At 67.2% G+C, this 14698-nt stretch carries 16 protein-coding genes, 1 other RNA gene and 1 pseudogene; 12 read left to right on the top strand and 6 right to left on the bottom strand.

The window, feature by feature from the left end:
- Nucleotides 1-128: 128 nt before the first annotated feature.
- Genes QN345_RS08065 through QN345_RS08055 form a run of 3 tightly spaced genes read right to left on the bottom strand, consistent with a single transcriptional unit; the run spans nt 129 to nt 1718 of the window.
- Nucleotides 129-677 (bottom strand): DUF2017 family protein, encoded by a 549-nt coding sequence (locus QN345_RS08065; RefSeq protein ID WP_134448917.1) that lies wholly within the window; start codon nt 675-677, stop codon nt 129-131.
- A complete protein-coding gene (gene clpS, locus QN345_RS08060; RefSeq protein WP_241975459.1) occupies nt 677-961 on the bottom strand; it encodes an ATP-dependent Clp protease adapter ClpS in 285 nt (94 codons plus the stop codon). The genes QN345_RS08065 and clpS overlap by 1 nt, the downstream gene beginning before the upstream one ends.
- A 49-nt stretch (nt 962-1010) precedes the next feature.
- Nucleotides 1011-1718 carry a YoaK family protein gene (locus QN345_RS08055; RefSeq protein WP_241975460.1) on the bottom strand — a complete coding sequence of 236 codons (708 nt, stop codon included), beginning with the start codon at nt 1716-1718 and terminating at the stop codon, nt 1011-1013.
- A 189-nt stretch (nt 1719-1907) separates the two neighbouring features.
- Here QN345_RS08055 and QN345_RS08050 point away from each other — a divergent pair, with 189 nt between their 5' ends.
- From QN345_RS08050 to QN345_RS08035, 4 genes are all read left to right on the top strand, one after another.
- Nucleotides 1908-3008 (top strand): acetamidase/formamidase family protein, encoded by a 1101-nt coding sequence (locus QN345_RS08050; protein ID WP_322189633.1) that lies wholly within the window; start codon nt 1908-1910, stop codon nt 3006-3008.
- The gene (locus QN345_RS08045; protein ID WP_323508556.1) at nt 3001-3342 is read left to right on the top strand and encodes a hypothetical protein; all 342 of its coding nucleotides are present in this window, start codon (nt 3001-3003) and stop codon (nt 3340-3342) included. The genes QN345_RS08050 and QN345_RS08045 overlap by 8 nt, the downstream gene beginning before the upstream one ends.
- Nucleotides 3343-3422: 80 nt before the next feature.
- Nucleotides 3423-4307, top strand: a complete 885-nt coding sequence (locus QN345_RS08040; RefSeq protein WP_134559445.1) for an EamA family transporter — start codon at nt 3423-3425, stop codon at nt 4305-4307.
- A gap of 59 nt (nt 4308-4366) precedes the next feature.
- A complete protein-coding gene (locus QN345_RS08035; RefSeq protein ID WP_206750886.1) occupies nt 4367-4861 on the top strand; it encodes an ArsR/SmtB family transcription factor in 495 nt (164 codons plus the stop codon).
- 145 nt (nt 4862-5006) lie between these two features.
- On the opposite strand, the gene QN345_RS08030 is transcribed toward QN345_RS08035, so the two are convergent.
- The 3 genes and pseudogenes from QN345_RS08030 to QN345_RS08020 form a co-directional block, all read right to left on the bottom strand.
- Nucleotides 5007-5669, bottom strand: coding sequence for a pentapeptide repeat-containing protein (locus QN345_RS08030; protein WP_134559444.1), 663 nt, complete (start codon nt 5667-5669; stop codon nt 5007-5009).
- A 2-nt stretch (nt 5670-5671) separates the two neighbouring features.
- Nucleotides 5672-6175: pseudogene (locus tag QN345_RS08025) on the bottom strand (nitroreductase family deazaflavin-dependent oxidoreductase).
- Between the two features lie 43 nt (nt 6176-6218).
- Entirely contained in the window at nt 6219-7532 is a 1314-nt protein-coding gene (locus QN345_RS08020; RefSeq protein ID WP_322188031.1) for an MFS transporter, read from the bottom strand.
- An 85-nt stretch (nt 7533-7617) separates the two neighbouring features.
- On the opposite strand from QN345_RS08020, the gene prfB reads away from it, so the two are divergent.
- From prfB to QN345_RS07980, 8 genes are all read left to right on the top strand, one after another.
- Nucleotides 7618-8730, top strand: a complete 1113-nt coding sequence (gene prfB, locus QN345_RS08015) for a peptide chain release factor 2 (protein WP_134447297.1) — start codon at nt 7618-7620, stop codon at nt 8728-8730.
- 90 nt (nt 8731-8820) lie between these two features.
- On the top strand, nt 8821-10146 hold the full coding sequence (ftsE, locus tag QN345_RS08010; protein WP_134447299.1) for a cell division ATP-binding protein FtsE: 1326 nt from the start codon (nt 8821-8823) through the stop codon (nt 10144-10146).
- Nucleotides 10143-11057, top strand: a complete 915-nt coding sequence (gene ftsX / locus QN345_RS08005) for a permease-like cell division protein FtsX (RefSeq protein ID WP_134447301.1) — start codon at nt 10143-10145, stop codon at nt 11055-11057. Before ftsE ends, ftsX begins: the two co-directional genes overlap by 4 nt.
- 89 nt (nt 11058-11146) lie before the next feature.
- Complete coding sequence (gene smpB, locus QN345_RS08000) at nt 11147-11623, top strand: SsrA-binding protein SmpB (RefSeq protein WP_134447303.1); 477 nt, start codon at nt 11147-11149, stop codon at nt 11621-11623.
- Between the two features lie 90 nt (nt 11624-11713).
- Nucleotides 11714-12688 (top strand): hypothetical protein, encoded by a 975-nt coding sequence (locus tag QN345_RS07995; RefSeq protein WP_134447305.1) that lies wholly within the window; start codon nt 11714-11716, stop codon nt 12686-12688.
- Nucleotides 12689-12807: 119 nt separating this feature from the next.
- Nucleotides 12808-13194, top strand: a transfer-messenger RNA (tmRNA) gene (gene ssrA, locus QN345_RS07990).
- Between the two features lie 127 nt (nt 13195-13321).
- The gene (locus QN345_RS07985) at nt 13322-13981 is read left to right on the top strand and encodes a dihydrofolate reductase family protein (protein ID WP_134559434.1); all 660 of its coding nucleotides are present in this window, start codon (nt 13322-13324) and stop codon (nt 13979-13981) included.
- Between the two features lie 46 nt (nt 13982-14027).
- On the top strand, nt 14028-14698 hold a 671-nt coding region (locus QN345_RS07980), incomplete at its 3' end, for a SulP family inorganic anion transporter (RefSeq protein WP_323508555.1).

Genomic DNA, 14698 nt, shown 5'->3' with positions numbered 1-14698 from the left:
GTGCTCGGGCTTCCGGCCGGCGACCGCGCGCGTCTCGACGCCCTCAGCGACTCACTGCGGGGCGGCGCGGGCCCGCGTCGGGCTTACGAGGCGCTGACCGCGCTCGAAGCCCTCCCTGTCGCGATCGCCTAGCGGTCGATGGCGTAGACGAGGGACTCCTGGACCATGCCGAGCCACTCGTAGATGCTGCTGAGCAGCGGGGCCTCGTCGGCGTCGAGGTGCTGTTCGCCGTCGGGGGAGATCTGCAGACGCTCGGCAAGCGTGAGCCGAAGGTCGGTGAGCGTGCGGAGCCAGGACTGCACGCCGACGTCGTCGAGGGCGATCGGCATCGGCGGAACCTCGAAGCGGTCGTCCAGGAAGGGCAGCGACGGTTCGTCGGCGATCTTATCGAGGGGTTCCTCGCCGAGTGAGGCGAGCAGGACGCGGGCGTTCGCGAGCTTGCCGTCGAGGAGATCCCCGGAGGTGAACCGGCGGAACTCTGCCGAGGCTTCGGCGTCGTCAGGGTAGGCGTCCGGCAGCAGGCGTCTCAGCGCGGGATCGGCGCTGGTCCCGAGGGCATGGGTCTCCGCGGCGAGCAGGAGCTCGATCAGCTGGCTCGCGGCGAGCCGGAGCAGCCCGAGCTCGACCGATTCGAAGCTCGCGGACACCGTTCCGGCCGGGTCACGGGTGAAGAGCATCAGGAGTCCTCGCGCGAGAGCGTCGCCCAGAGCCCGAAGCCGTGCATCGCCTCGACGTGGCGCTCCATCGACTCCCGGTTCCCGGTGGAGACAATGGCCTTGCCGGAGTTGTGCACCCGCAGCATCAGGCGTTCGGCCTCCTCGGGGGCGACCCCGAAGTAGCTGCGGAACACGTAGGACACATAGGACATCAGGTTGACCGGGTCGTCCCACACGATGGTGACCCAGGGGCGGTCGAGGGAGACGGCTTCACGCAGGTCCGATTTTTCAGAAGTCTTCGGCACCGGTTAAGCCTCACACGCCGGGGTCATTCCCGCCACCAAGACCGGAAACTCATGCACTCGCTCTGTTTTCCGGCGCATGGTGCGGGCGCCCGGCCGCATGCCCGAGCGACGCGACGACGAGGGTGATCACGGCAGAGAGGGCGACGCCCCAGCCGATGTGCACCGAGAGCAGCAGGGCCCCGACGGCGGCGCCGGCGCAGATCAGCAGGATCGCGGCCACCCGGCGGAACCAGGGCTGGCCCTTTCCTCCGCCGAGCCTCGAGTCGGCGGCCAGTCCCGTGATCGTCGACGTCACGACGACCGTCGTGACGTCCTTGACCCCGATGTGCCGGGCGACCCCGGCCTGGAGTCCCATCATCGCGGCGAGGAGGCTCGTGATCACCAGGTCGAAGGGCTGTGGCGGATGCCCGCCCCCGAGGAACAGGGCGATCGCCAGTCCCGCCATGATCACGCCCTGCACCGCGAACAGCACCGTCGCGTGGGTCGTCCAGCCGATCGCAACGGGCCGCAGCACCCGCCCGCCGACGGCGGCCCCGAGCATGAAGGTGAACAGGGCGAGCAGCGGGCCGAGCACAGGCAGGTTGCTCGCGCCGGCGAGGGCCATCCCGAGGATGACGACGTTCCCCGTCATGTTGCCGGTGAACACCTTGTCGAGCCCGAGGTACCCGACGGCATCCGCCAGGCCGGTGGAGAACGTCAGTGCGAGCATGAGGCCGAGGTGGAGGTTCGCGGGATGGCGGCGGAGCTTCTCGAGCACGGGTGATCCTTCGGGACGGGGACTGCTGCAATTGTTTCCTGGAGGTAAAACTCATGTCGATCGTGTCAACAGTGACCTGAAACGTACCGGCTGGTCGAATGGCACGCAAACGGGAGATAGCCTCGATCGCGAGGCACCAATAGTGTGAAGAACCACGTTCTTGTTTCCGTGTTCCTGGAAGGCGCTCCCATGTCGCACGTCGTATTGCAGCCCGGCATGGGGAGCATCGCGCCCGGGCACTACCTTCCGGCCACCCCGCAGACCGTGCTGTGGGGACGCCTGCCCTGCGCAGCGGATGCCGCGGTGTTCTCGATCGGATCCGGTGACACAGTCACGATCGACACTCTCAGCCACGAGGGACTGCTCGAGGACCAGGGTCGGGACCCGCTCGCCTTCTTCGGCGGCCACGGCGTCGCAGCGGGCGATGTGCTGGCGGATGCCGTCGCGCTCGCCGCAAGCAACTACCCGCGGGATGCTGAGGCGGACGGCCCGCACGTCGTGACCGGGCCGATCGAGGTGCGCGGGGCGCTGCCGGGCGACCTGCTCCGGATGACCCTGCTCGAGGCGACTCCCCGGGTGCCGTACGGCGTCATCTCGAGTCGCCACGGTCGCGGGGCGCTCCCCGGCGAGTACCCCGTCGGACCGGGGACGGTCTCCGTGTTCACCGAGGTCGACACCGATCCCGACTTCGGGACGGAAGCCGGGGCGCTCTTCGGCACCCTCCCGCTCGTTCCCGGTGGTGACCGGGTCGTGCGCTTCCCGCTCGACCCGTTCCTCGGCATCATGGGCGTCGGCGTCGCGGGAGACGCCCGGCCGCACTCCGTCCCTCCGGGCGCGCACGGCGGCAACCTCGACATCAGCCTGCTCACCGTCGGCAGCGCGCTCTACCTGCCCGTGCAGGTGCCTGGCGCGCTCGCCTACGTCGGCGACCCGCACTTCGCCCAGGGCGATGGCGAGGTGGCGCTGACCGCACTCGAGGCCAGCCTGCGGGTGCGCATCCGCTTCGACGTCATTCCGGCGGTCGAGGCGGCTGCGCTCTTCGGCGAACTGACCGGACCGCTCGCCGAGACGGGCGAGTTCCTCGTGCCGACCGGCCTCGACCCCGACCTCGACGAAGCGATGCGGGCCTGTGTGCGCGCCGCGATCGCCCTGCTCGGGGCGCGGTACGGCATGGACCCGACCCTCGCGTACGCCTACCTGAGCGCGGCGACCGACTTCAACATCTCCCAGGTCGTCGACCGTGTCACGGGCGTGCACGCCCGTATCCGGACGGCGGACTTCGGTGCCTGAGCGCACCCTCGCACCCCACCTCGTGCCGACCTCGGTCACGGGCGAGCTGCCGGCCGGCCTGCTCAGCGCATTCGAGGACTACGAGGCCGCGCTCGCCGCCAATGACCTCGGGGCCCTCGCCGCAGTGAAGCGCCAGGGCGCCGCCCGTATTGTCCTTGCGGTGCCCGTCGCCCCGGCCGATGTCGTCGAGGAGATGCGCGGGCTCGCGGACGACGTCGTCGTGGTGCAGACCCCCGAGCAGTTCTGGGCGATCGGCCAGTTCTACGTCGACTTCCACCAGCTCTCCGATGACGAAACGGTCACACTCCTGGCCGAGGCGTGGGCCGGGCCGTGAACCGTCCCGTCACCCGCTAGCCTCGAATTCGAGCGCGATCCGCGCGGCACGACATCGTGAACGAGACAGGGGCGCCCGGCGTGACGGCGAAATCCAAACGGCTGGCGGGGGCCGGTGCCCAGCTCGTCACCGAGGTCAGCATCAACTACGGCTCCTCGCTCGCCGGACTCGCGATCCCGATCGTCGGTTCCCCCGTCGTCGTCGCGGCCAGGCAGATCGTGATGGCCTGCGCGGTCCTGCCGTTCTACCGACCGAAGCTGTCGACCCTGACGTGGCGGCTGCTCTGGCCCGCGCTCCTTCTCGGACTTGACCTCGCCGTGATGAACCTCGCCTTCTACGAGGCGGTGCACCTGCTCGGGCTCGGCATCGCTGCGACGATCGAATTCCTGGGCCCGTTCTCCCTCGCCCTCTTCACCTCGCGGCGACCGCTCGACTTCATCTGCGCGACCACGGCGGCCGGGGGAGTCTTCCTGCTGACCTGGTCCTCCGGAGAGATCAACCTGCTCGGCCTGTTCTACGCCCTCGTCGCGGCGGCGGCGTGGGCCGGGTACATCCTGCTGACCCGACGGGTCGCCGTGACCTTCCCCGGCCTCGAGGGCATCTCGGTCGCGAGCGTCGTCAGTCTCACCCTGCTCGTGCCGTTTGCGCTCCTCACCGTCGACTACACCCGGCTCGACTGGGGTGTGCTCGGGCTGCTGCTCGCGATCGGGGTGCTCTCCTCTGCATTCCCGTACGTGCTCGACACGTACATCCTGCGCCGGATCACCCCGCGCCTCTACGCGATCATCACGAGCTTCGGACCGGTCATCGCGGCGATATTCGGTGTGCTCGTGCTCGGGGAGACTCTGCTGCTCCAGCAGCAGATCGCGATCGTCGTGGTCTGCGTGGCCGCGGGCGCCGCGATCGCGACCCAGCGCGACCGCCCGATCTCCGACCTGGAGGCGACAGCGGGCGCCATTCCCTAGCCAGGAAGTGTCTCGTATATGCGTTTGAGGCTTATATAAGCCGAGTACATACTGAATGCATGCACATCTTGGACTTGCAAACCGCCTTCGATGTCCTCGTCGACGGGAACCGCCGCGCGATTCTCGCCGAATTGCGACTCGGCGACCGCAGCACCGGCCAACTCGCGGCGCACCTGGGCCTCAGCCAGCCCGGAACCTCCCGGCACCTGCGCGCGCTGCGCGAGGCGGGCTTTGTCGCGGTGGAGCCTCGCGCCCAGCAACGCATCTACTCGCTCGCGCCCACAGTGTTCGACGATCTCGACGCCTGGTTGCAGGGGTACCGCCGGGCTGCGGCGGGGGAGAGTGATCCGCTGGCCGATTCGGTGCCGGCGACACGTGCAGCGGATGCCGACCCGAGCGGCGCGCAGGCTGCCTCCCTCCCTTCTGCGGTCCCGTCCGCTTCGCTACAGCCGGCGAAGTCCCCGAAGCCAGCGAAGTCCCACAAGAAATCCGCAAAGTCGAAGGCCGGGAAGTCTCGGAAGCCGGCGAAGTCGGGCGGTTCACGGAAGTCCTGAGCCCGCACCGGGTCGGCAAGGTCGAACGCGGGTGTTCCGCCGCTCCGCGGGTGGTGCACCAGACGCGGAGCGGCGGAATACCCGCGCTCGGCTACAGCCCGGAACCGAGCGCGGCGCCGCTACTCGGCGCCGCTACTCGGCGCCGCTACTCGACGATGATGCCCAGGTGATCCGCCATGATCGGGGCGAGGAGGCTCAGCTGGGAGTCGTCGACCGTGGCTCCGCGGAGACCCTCGAGACCACGGATGACGCTGAAATCGCTTCCGCGCAGGTCGACGTCCTTGAGCGTGGCCCTCGTCACGTCGAGAGTGCCGATCCGGCAGTCCCGGAGCTCGAGGCGCTGCACAGTCGCGCTGCCGAGGTCGAGCTCCTCGATGATGCAATTGCTCAGCAGGACATCGTGCAGCTGGGCGTTCCGCAGGTTGACGAAGTCGAGCTTGCTGCCGTCGAACTGCACGGACCGGAGGCTCGACTCGTAGAGTTCGACGGAGCCGAGGCGAGAGTGCTCGACGCGCACGTCGCGCCAGACCGAGCGGGGTGCGCTGAAGATGGCCGCGTGCAGTTCGCCCGCGACGCACTCCGACAGGGTTGCGCCGCGCAGTTTCGCATCGTTGAGCGACACCGTGTGGAATTCGCACTCGCGGAAGGCGACCCCGGTGAGGTCCCGTCCGTCGAAGTCGCAGCCGCTGAAACGCTGTGCTTCGACGTCGGCGCCAGAGACGAGCTCTGAGCCATCGGCATCCGTGAGGTCGTCGAGGCGGATCGGGTCGAGAAGGGGAGGTCTGGTGCCGGAGCGGGCGCGCGCCACGCTCAGTCCTGCGCCGCGGGTGCGGCGGTGCTCTGAACGGCGGAGACAGGCTCTGCGGTTACCGGCTCTGCGGCGAGGGGCTCGAGCACGAAGACGGGGATGATCCGTTCGGTCTTGACCTGGTAGTCGGCATAGTCGGGGTATGCCGCGACGGCGCGTTCTCACCACGCGGCGCGTTCGTCGCCGGTGACCTCGCGGGCGACCATGTCCCATTTCCGGGTGCCGTCCTGCAGTTCGACCTCGGGGTGGGCGACCACGTTGGCGTACCAGACCGGGTTCCGCGGTGCGCCGCCGAGCGAGGCGATCGCCGCGTAGCTGCCGTCGTGCTCGACGCGCATCAGCGGGGCCTTACGGATCTTGCCGGACTTCGCACCGAGCGTGGTCAGCACGATGACGGGCATGCCGCGCATCGTGGTGCCCTGCTCGCCGCCTGAGCTCTCGTAGAGGGCGACCTGGTCGCGGACCCACTGCTGTGGGCTGGGTTCATATTCTCCGATGAGGGGCATGACACCATTAAACGTCACTGCACTGGGGAACATTCCACATCGGTCATTCCCGGCCGGGCAGCGTTCCGGGGGTCCCCGACGCTGGTCCGGGCTTGATTCCGGGCCGGGGGCGGCGGGGAACGTAGCGCGGGATGTACCGGCCGAGCAGCACGGCGCCGATCAGCCCGAAGGCGCCCATCACGCCGCTCGCGAGGGAGATCGACACGATCGTGAGCCCGGCGACGGCGACCGGGGCGACCGCGCTGCCGAAGTCGCCGGTGAACCGCCACGCTCCGAGGAACGGTGCCGGGTTGTCCTTGGGGGCGAGGTCGGCGCCGAGTGTCATCAGGATTCCGCTGCCGATCCCGTTCGCGACCGACAGGAACATCGCGACACCGATGAGCCACTGCACGTTGGTGGACAGGTCATGCGTGAACGCGAGGACGAGGAGGCCGAGGCCGAGGCCGATCATCGAGGGGAGCGCGCTCCACATGCGACCGTAACGGTCCATGATCTGGCCGCTCGCGTAGAACAGGGCGAAGTCGATGCCGCCGGCGATGCCGATGATGAGCGCGATGTCCGGCTCGCTGATGCCGATGCTGACGGCCCAGAGCGGGATGAGGACGGCGCGGGCCGACCGCATCGCGCCGACGAGGCCCGCGCCGGTGCCGAGCCGGATGAGGACGCCACGGAAGCTCCAGATGGTCTGGAACAGGCCCTGGCTCTCCTCCTCCGCGAGTTCCTGGCCGGCCGGGCGCACGGTTCCATCCGGGGACGTCGCGAGTTCGGGAGTGCCGAAGGTGCTCTCCGGGTCCGGCAACAGCAGGAGCACGAGGGCCGCGCCCAGACACGCGACGACGAACACCCAGAACACGGCCTGGGTGCCCCCGGTGAAGCGGATGACCGCGGTCGCGATGAAGGGGCCGACGAACCAGCCGCCGCGGAAGATTCCGCCGAGGGTCGACAGCGCACGCGCCCGGTAGGCGACCGGCACGTAGCTCGTCATGAAGGCATGCCTGGCGAGGGAGAAGATCGCCGTCGCGAGGCCGACTATGAAGATCCCGACGCCCAGCACGAGCGGGTTCGGGGCGACCAGGCAGACGAGGATCGCGATGATCGCGAGGAACGATGCCCAGATCATCGCGTTGCGCTCGCCGATCCGGGAGACGACCCAGCCGCTCGGGATGTCGCCTATGAGCTCGCCGACCATGATCATCGCGGCGATGAACCCCGCCATGGCGAGTGACGCCCCGAGGTTGTTGGCCACGATCGGGATCAGCGGGATGATCGCACCCTCACCGACGGAGAAGAGGAACGTCGGCAGGAAGGCGGCAAGGGCCACCGAGCGCAGGCTGAAGGGGCGTTCGGTGCTTGTCATGACTCCTCGATGCTACCCGGGTGCGCAGCCGCGCCCGGGTGGGCACCAGCCCGCGACCTGCGACGCCGGGTAGGCTGGGCAACAAATGATTGAGCTGGACATTTCGGAGCAGATCGCCGCATTGCGGGCCACCTTCGGCGACATTCGGGCCGTGATCGACATCGATCAACTGCGCACCGACATCGCCGACCTGAACGACCAGGCCGGCGCCCCCGACCTGTGGGACGACTCGGAGCACGCCCAGAAGGTCACGAGCGACCTCAGCCACCGCCAGTCGGAGCTCGCGCGCATCGAGAGCATCGAGTCCCGGCTCGACGACCTCGAAGTCCTCGTGGAGATGGCCAACGACGGCGAGGGCGACGAGGAGTCGGCCGAGGAAGCCACCGCAGAGCTCGCGAGCCTGCAGAAGGTACTCGGCGAACTCGAAGTGCACACCCTTCTCAACGGCGAATTCGACGAACGACCCGCCGTGATGACCATCCGCTCGGGCGCCGGTGGCGTCGACGCAGCCGACTTCGCCGAGATGCTGATGCGGATGTACCTGCGCTGGGCCGAACAGCACGACTACCCGGTGACGGTGCTGGACGTCGGATACGCGGAAGAGGCCGGCATCAAGTCCGCGACCCTGCAGATCGATTCGCCGTATGCCTTCGGCACGCTGAGCGTCGAGGCCGGCACCCACCGGCTCGTGCGGATGAGCCCGTTCAACTCCGCGGGCAAGCGCCAGACCTCTTTCGCCGCCGTCGAGGTCGTGCCGCTCATCGAGCAGACCGAGTCGATCGAGATCCCGGACACCGACATCCGCGTGGACGTGTTCCGGTCGAGCGGACCCGGCGGCCAGTCCGTCAACACGACGGACTCCGCCGTCCGGATCACCCACCTCCCGACCGGCACGGTGGTGAGCTGCCAGAACGAGAAGAGCCAGATCCAGAACCGCGCGGCCGCCATGCGGGTGCTGCAGTCCCGGCTGTTGCTGATCCAGCGCGAGCAGGAAGCCGCGACCAAGAAGGAATTCGCCGGCGTCATCACGGCGAGCTGGGGCGACCAGATGCGCAGCTACGTGCTCGCCCCGTACCAAATGGTCAAGGACCTCCGCACCAACTATGAGGTCAACAATCCCACCCAGGTCTTCGACGGCGACCTCGACGGTTTCATCGCCGCCGGCATCCGCTGGCGGAAGCAGGCACCGCAGGATTGAGCCCAATTCGGCGGTTCCTGCCTGTGAGGAAAAGCTTGCCGGTATGTCGAACTGGCAAAACACAGGATGCCTGCCTAGGCTCAAGGGGCCATGATCCGTTTTGACAGCATCACTAAGAAATATCCGGGAACGACCCGACCGGCCCTCGACGACATCAACGTCGAGGTTCTGCGCGGCGAGTTCGTCTTCCTCGTCGGTGCATCCGGTTCGGGTAAGTCAACCTGCCTGCGGCTGATCCTCAAGGAGGACAAACCCACGAGCGGGCGCATCCACGTGCTCGGACAGGACCTGCGGTCGATCTCGAACCGCAAAGTCCCGTACTTCCGGCGCAACCTCGGAGTCGTCTTCCAGGACTTCCGGCTGTTGCCGAACAAGAGCGTGTTCGAGAACGTCGCCTTCAGCCTGCAGGTGATCGGCAAGTCGCGCGGCTTCATCCAGGAGGCCGTTCCTGACACGCTCAAGATGGTCGGACTCGCCGAGAAGGCGCTCCGGCTGCCCCACGAACTCTCCGGCGGTGAGCAGCAGCGGGTCGCGATCGCGCGAGCCATCGTCAACAAGCCCCAGGTGCTTCTCGCCGACGAGCCGACCGGAAACCTCGACCCCACCACGAGCGCGGGCATCATGGCCCTGCTCGAGCGCATCAACGCGGGCGGCACGACCGTGGTCATGGCCACGCACGAGGCCGGCATCGTCGACCAGATGCAGCGCCGGGTCATCGAGCTCTCCGGCGGCAAGATCGTGCGCGACGAACGCCAGGGTGGTTACGCGACCGCAGGCATCCCGATCATTCCGCTCGGAGCTGGCCTGCACCGGAAGCCGGCCATCGACCCGCAGCACACCGTGTCAGCACTTGCGCCGAGCGCACTGCCGTCGGTGTTCGCCCCGGCGAACCAGGCAAACCAGGCGAACCCGATGGCCCCGGCCACTCCTGCCCTCACCCACCCCTCCGCACCCGTGCCCGCGCCGCTCGTGCCAGCGGCCGTTCCCGTTCCTGCTGCACCCATCACGCCGGTCGTCATCGTCCCCGACGCCCCGGCTCGTGCGGGCGCCCTCGCCGAGACGGGCGCAGACGCTGCGGCCCCGGCCACGCCGCCCGCCGCCATTCCGCAGCCGTTCGGCGAGCAGGCCATGGCTATTGCCTCAGATTCCGGCATGCCCCTCCCGCTGACCTCGGCGATCTTCCTGCCCGGCCGCGAGCAGCAGGCGGATGCCGCGACGACGCCAACCGGGACCGGTGCAGACGATTCCCCGTCAGATGCGGGTGCTGCCGAGCAACCGAAGTACATGTCGCGTCCGATGGCACCTACCCAGGACGACGTTCTCGACCAGCTCACCCTGGCCGAGAGGCTGGGGCTTCGTGCTCCCGGCGAAAAACCAGACCAGACCGGCGAACAGAATGTGGGACCCACCCGATGAGACTCGGACTGGTGCTCTCCGAAGCCGCCAACGGCCTGCGTCGCAATGCCTCGATGGTTGTCTCTGTCGTGCTCGTGACCTTCATCTCGCTGACCTTCGTCGGCGCTGCGATCCTGATGCAGATGCAGATCGGCCAGATGAAGAACTTCTGGTACGACCGCGCCCAGGTCGGAATCTACATGTGCACCGCGATCTCACCGGGGGAGACCTGCACCGGGGGAGAGGCGAGCCAGGGTCAGATCGACGCCGTCAAGGCCCAGCTCGAGTCGCCGACGCTCTCGCCGTTCGTGGACAAGTACTATTTCGAGACGCATGAACAGGCCTTCGAGAACTTCAAGAAGCAGTTCGCAGGCAACCCGGTCGCCGACTATGTGACTCCGGAGCAACTGAACCAGACCTTCTGGGTGAACCTCAAGGACCCGTCCCAATCGGATGTGCTCGTGGAGAGCCTGTCCGGCGTGGCCGGGGTCGAGAACGTCGCTGACCAGCGCAAGTACCTCGACCAGATCTTCTCCGTGCTCAATGCGGCGAGCTACACGGCGATCGGTATCGCCTCGCTCATGCTCGTGGCTGCAGCGTTGCTGATCGCCACCACCATCCGGCTGTCGGCCTTCTCGAGGCGGCGTGAGCTCGGCATCATGAGACTCGTCGGTGCATCGAACCGGTTCATCCAGACGCCGTTCATCCTCGAGGGCGTCTTTGCGGCGCTGCTGGGATCGCTTCTGGCAGGTGGTGCGGTCCTTGCCCTCGTGCAATGGTTCGTCCAGGGCTTCCTCGGTTCCCGGCTGACAGGCTTCTCGCTTGTGGGCATGCAGGATGCGCTCCTCGTCGTGCCGATCCTGCTGGTGGTCGGCGCGGTACTCGCGGCCTTCTCCGCCAACTTCGCCATCACCCGCTACCTGAAGGTCTAGCCGTTCGTCCGAACGGCTCGAGGCCGAGAGCTAGACTGGTGGGCTGGCCGGTACCGGTCTGCCCACCCACCGACGTTGAGGAGTAACCCGTGCCCAGGGAAATCGGCGAAAAGGTCGTCTCGACCAATCGCAAGGCACGCCACGACTACCTCATCGAGGAGACGTACGAGGCCGGAATGGTGCTCACCGGGACCGAGGTGAAATCCCTGCGCGCCGGCCGCGCCTCGCTCGTCGACGGCTATGCCTTCATCGAGGGCGGCGAAGCCTGGCTCGACGCCGTGCACATCCAGGAATACATGGCCGGTACCTGGACGAACCACCCGCCGCGGCGCAAACGCAAACTGCTGCTGCACAAGCAGGAGATCATCAAGATCAGCCACAAGACCAAGGAGGGCGGCTACACGCTCGTTCCCCTGCGGATCTACTTCAGCAACGGCAAGGCCAAGGTCGAGATCGCCGTCGCCAAGGGCAAGAAGGAATACGACAAGCGCCAGACGCTCCGTGAGCGCCAGGACAAGCGCGAGTCCGACCGCGCGATGTCCGCGCGCAAGCACCTCGGCGACTGACACCCGGTTGAATCGCCCGCCCGTCGGACGAGCGGGCGACGGCATCCGCACGCGTCGATGCGGCGGATGCGGGGCGTTACGATGAAGGCAATGAGTACAGCCGACGCGGAATACAACGCCTTCGGCCCCTGGGTGGACGCGGTGCGGACACTGGATGAGGTCCCGCGGCTCTTTCGCGACTTCGGGTGCGATCCCACGTCGGAGCGCCTCGTGCTCAAGGTGCCGCGGAACATCCCGCGCAGGGACGCGGATCCGACCATGGACCTCTATGACCACCTGATCATCGCGGGGAGCGACGCCCTCACTGTGCTGAGCAGGACAGGTTCGGCATACGCCGGCTCGACTCTGCCCTACGACGCCGTCGTTGCCATCGAGGACAGCGTCGACCTCACCGACGGGCGCCTTCGGGTGTACTCCCGGGACGGCAGCGTGCTCCAGGTCGGCTACAACGGCTCCTCGCGCGAGGTCGTCAGCGGATTCGTCGACATGCTCCGTGACATGTCGCTGGGCTTGGGAGTGACGTTCGGCTCACACGACGCCGCAACGGCCGCTGCTTCGATGCTGACTTTCCCGGTCGGCCCCGCCATCGACCGGCGGCCCAATGCCGTCCTCAACTCTGCCGTATTCCGGGCAACCGACGCGGACCTGATGGCGGACTGGACGAATCTGCGGGATCGCGAGCCGGAACTCCACCTCTACGCCGCGCATCCGCGTGAGCGGGTTCGGGCGACCGGCGGCTTCATGGCGCGGGTGTTGAACCTGTTCCGTCCGACTGTGCTGCACGGCGCCATCGTCTGCGGGACCGACGCGGAGGTTCAAGTGCTGTCCCGTCGCGACTGGTTCGGTCTGGCCGATCGGTCCGAATTGTCGAGCTCCCGGCTGATCGTGTTCTTGGCGCGGTTGGAGTCGGTCACCGTGCAGCGGCATCCGCGTTACGCCGAGGCGAGTATCGTCACGGTCCGGTCTGGTGCTGCGCGCATCGATGTGATCGTTCCCGGCGACTCCGAGGCCGAGCGCGTCCTGCTGGCCGTCGCCCCGCATTCCGGCAGAAGTGTTGTAGACTGAAGGGCTGCACGATCAGTTCGAAAAGAACGAGTGCAGTATTGACAACTCAACAGCGTGTGACAGGACCCACTCATTCCGCCGCACGTCGGTGGCGCCGAACAATGGCGACGAGTGCTCATGGGGATGATCGGTTTCGACATTGCCTGCGCAATTGTGAGAAGCGGGTCGAGGATGCAGGGTTAACTCGTTAACGCTCCCTGCAAAACAATAAGTGCCAAAACAAACCGCACTGACTCTGCTTCTGCTTACGCCCTCGCGGCCTAAGTAAAGCAACTAGAGAGTCCGTCAGGCCGGGAATGCTCTCTACCCGGACCCTGACGTCATTTAGAGAGATTGCTCCTACTCTGAGCCGCGGGGTGTAGGGGGACTTAAACGAGGGCTGGGCTCGTCGGATTAGCTGACAGTGGCAAATTCCGGAGCCGAGTAGAACGACTTCACTGGATACACCCGTAGAAGGCATATGACCACAGCAGTGGACGGGGGTTCAATTCCCCCCATCTCCACCATCGGTTCCTGTCACACGCCCTTGAGTCCTCGAGTCTCGGACCGTCGGTCGTGAGCTCGTGACCCCTTGAGCCCGTGGGTCGAATCACCATAGTGTGATTCCCTACGACCACGACTCCAGGAGATGACATGTCCCTCGTCCGCGTGCACAACTTCTCGGTCTCCCTCGACGGCTTCGGCACCGGAGAAGGCCAGGAACTCGACGCTCCCTTCGGACACGCAGGCTCCCGGCTCCTGGAATGGGCGATCGCGACACGCACCTTCCGCGAGATGGGCCTTCACGGGGAGTCTGCGGCATCCTTCGGCGTCGACGATGCGTTCGCCAGCGCCTGGGGTCCCGGGATCGGCGTGGAGATCATGGGCCGCAACAAGTTCGGCCCGGTGCGTGGTCCCTGGGAGGACGAAGAGTGGAAGGGATGGTGGGGCGACAACCCGGTGTTCCACACCCCCGTGGTCGTGCTGACGCACCATCCCCGGCCGATGCTCGTGATGGACGGCGGAACAACCTTCCATTTCGTTGATTCCGACCCCGTCTCGGCGCTCGAACAGGCTCGCGCCCTGGCCGGCGACCGCGACGTCCGGGTCGGTGGCGGCGTCAGCACGGTTCGACAGTTCCTCGAGGCCGACCTGATTGATCACATGCATATCGTCCTCGTACCGATCGTCCTGGGCCGGGGCGAACGACTGTGGGACGGACTCGAAGGGCTCGAGCAACGCTTTGACATCGAGGCGACCCCTTCTCCGTCCGGAGTCGTCCATCTGGTCTTCACCCGTCGCACGGCTCGGTAGTCCGCCGCGCGCTTTCGGGGCAAGATGACCTCGGACGAGGAGTCTCATGGCCGACACCGGACTGCGGAAATGGGCGCCAGGCGTCGCTACAGCGCTGGGCTATCGGCGCATCTGGCTGCTGCCCGATCTGCGCGCAGGGGCGATCCTGACCGCCCTGCTCATCCCGGTCGGCATCGGCTATGCCGAGGTCGCCGGCCTTCCGCCCGAGTCCGGCCTGTTCGCCACGATCGTTCCTCTTCTCGTCTACGCCGTCGTCGGGCCGTCCCGGATCCTGGTGCTCGCTCCCGACTCGGCTCTCGCGCCGATCATCGCCGCGGCCATCCTGCCGCTCGCCGCCGGGGACAGCGCCCGTGCCGTTGCCCTCGCCGGACTCCTGGGAATCATGGTCGGCGCGGTACTCATCCTGGGCGGATTGCTGCGCCTGGGGTTCGTGACCGACCTGCTTTCCAAGCCGCTCCGGGTCGGCTACCTCAACGCACTCGCGGTGATCGTCATTCTGTCGCAGATCCCGCCGCTCCTCGGATTCTCTCTCTCGTCGGCATCGCCGCTGCGAGATGCGATCGCCATCGTCACCGGCATCGTCGGCGGCCAGGTGAACCCGACCGCGATGCTGTTCGGGATCGGCTCACTGGGTGTCATCGTCGTCCTGGTCTGGACGAAGAGCCGGATCCCTGGGATCCTCGTCGCGGTCGTGGCCTCGATGGTGCTGACGTTCGC

This window comes from Cryobacterium sp. 10I1 (assembly GCF_035019805.1).
In the GTDB taxonomy this organism is placed as follows: domain Bacteria; phylum Actinomycetota; class Actinomycetes; order Actinomycetales; family Microbacteriaceae; genus Cryobacterium; species Cryobacterium glucosi.
This window is presented reverse-complemented; position numbering and strand designations above follow the sequence as displayed.

Excerpts from the sequence above, each read along its gene's own strand:
- QN345_RS08020 (WP_322188031.1), bottom strand. The coding sequence starts at position 7,532 with ATGACAAGCACCGAACGCCCCTTCAGCCTGCGCTCGGTGGCCCTTGCC.
- QN345_RS08065 (WP_134448917.1), bottom strand. The coding sequence starts at position 677 with ATGCTCTTCACCCGTGACCCGGCCGGAACGGTGTCCGCGAGCTTCGAA.
- QN345_RS08035 (WP_206750886.1), top strand. The coding sequence starts at position 4,367 with ATGCACATCTTGGACTTGCAAACCGCCTTCGATGTCCTCGTCGACGGG.
- ftsE (WP_134447299.1), top strand. The coding sequence starts at position 8,821 with ATGATCCGTTTTGACAGCATCACTAAGAAATATCCGGGAACGACCCGA.
- QN345_RS07985 (WP_134559434.1), top strand. The coding sequence starts at position 13,322 with ATGTCCCTCGTCCGCGTGCACAACTTCTCGGTCTCCCTCGACGGCTTC.
- prfB (WP_134447297.1), top strand. The coding sequence starts at position 7,618 with ATGATTGAGCTGGACATTTCGGAGCAGATCGCCGCATTGCGGGCCACC.
- QN345_RS08050 (WP_322189633.1), top strand. The coding sequence starts at position 1,908 with ATGTCGCACGTCGTATTGCAGCCCGGCATGGGGAGCATCGCGCCCGGG.
- QN345_RS07995 (WP_134447305.1), top strand. The coding sequence starts at position 11,714 with ATGAGTACAGCCGACGCGGAATACAACGCCTTCGGCCCCTGGGTGGAC.
- ftsX (WP_134447301.1), top strand. The coding sequence starts at position 10,143 with ATGAGACTCGGACTGGTGCTCTCCGAAGCCGCCAACGGCCTGCGTCGC.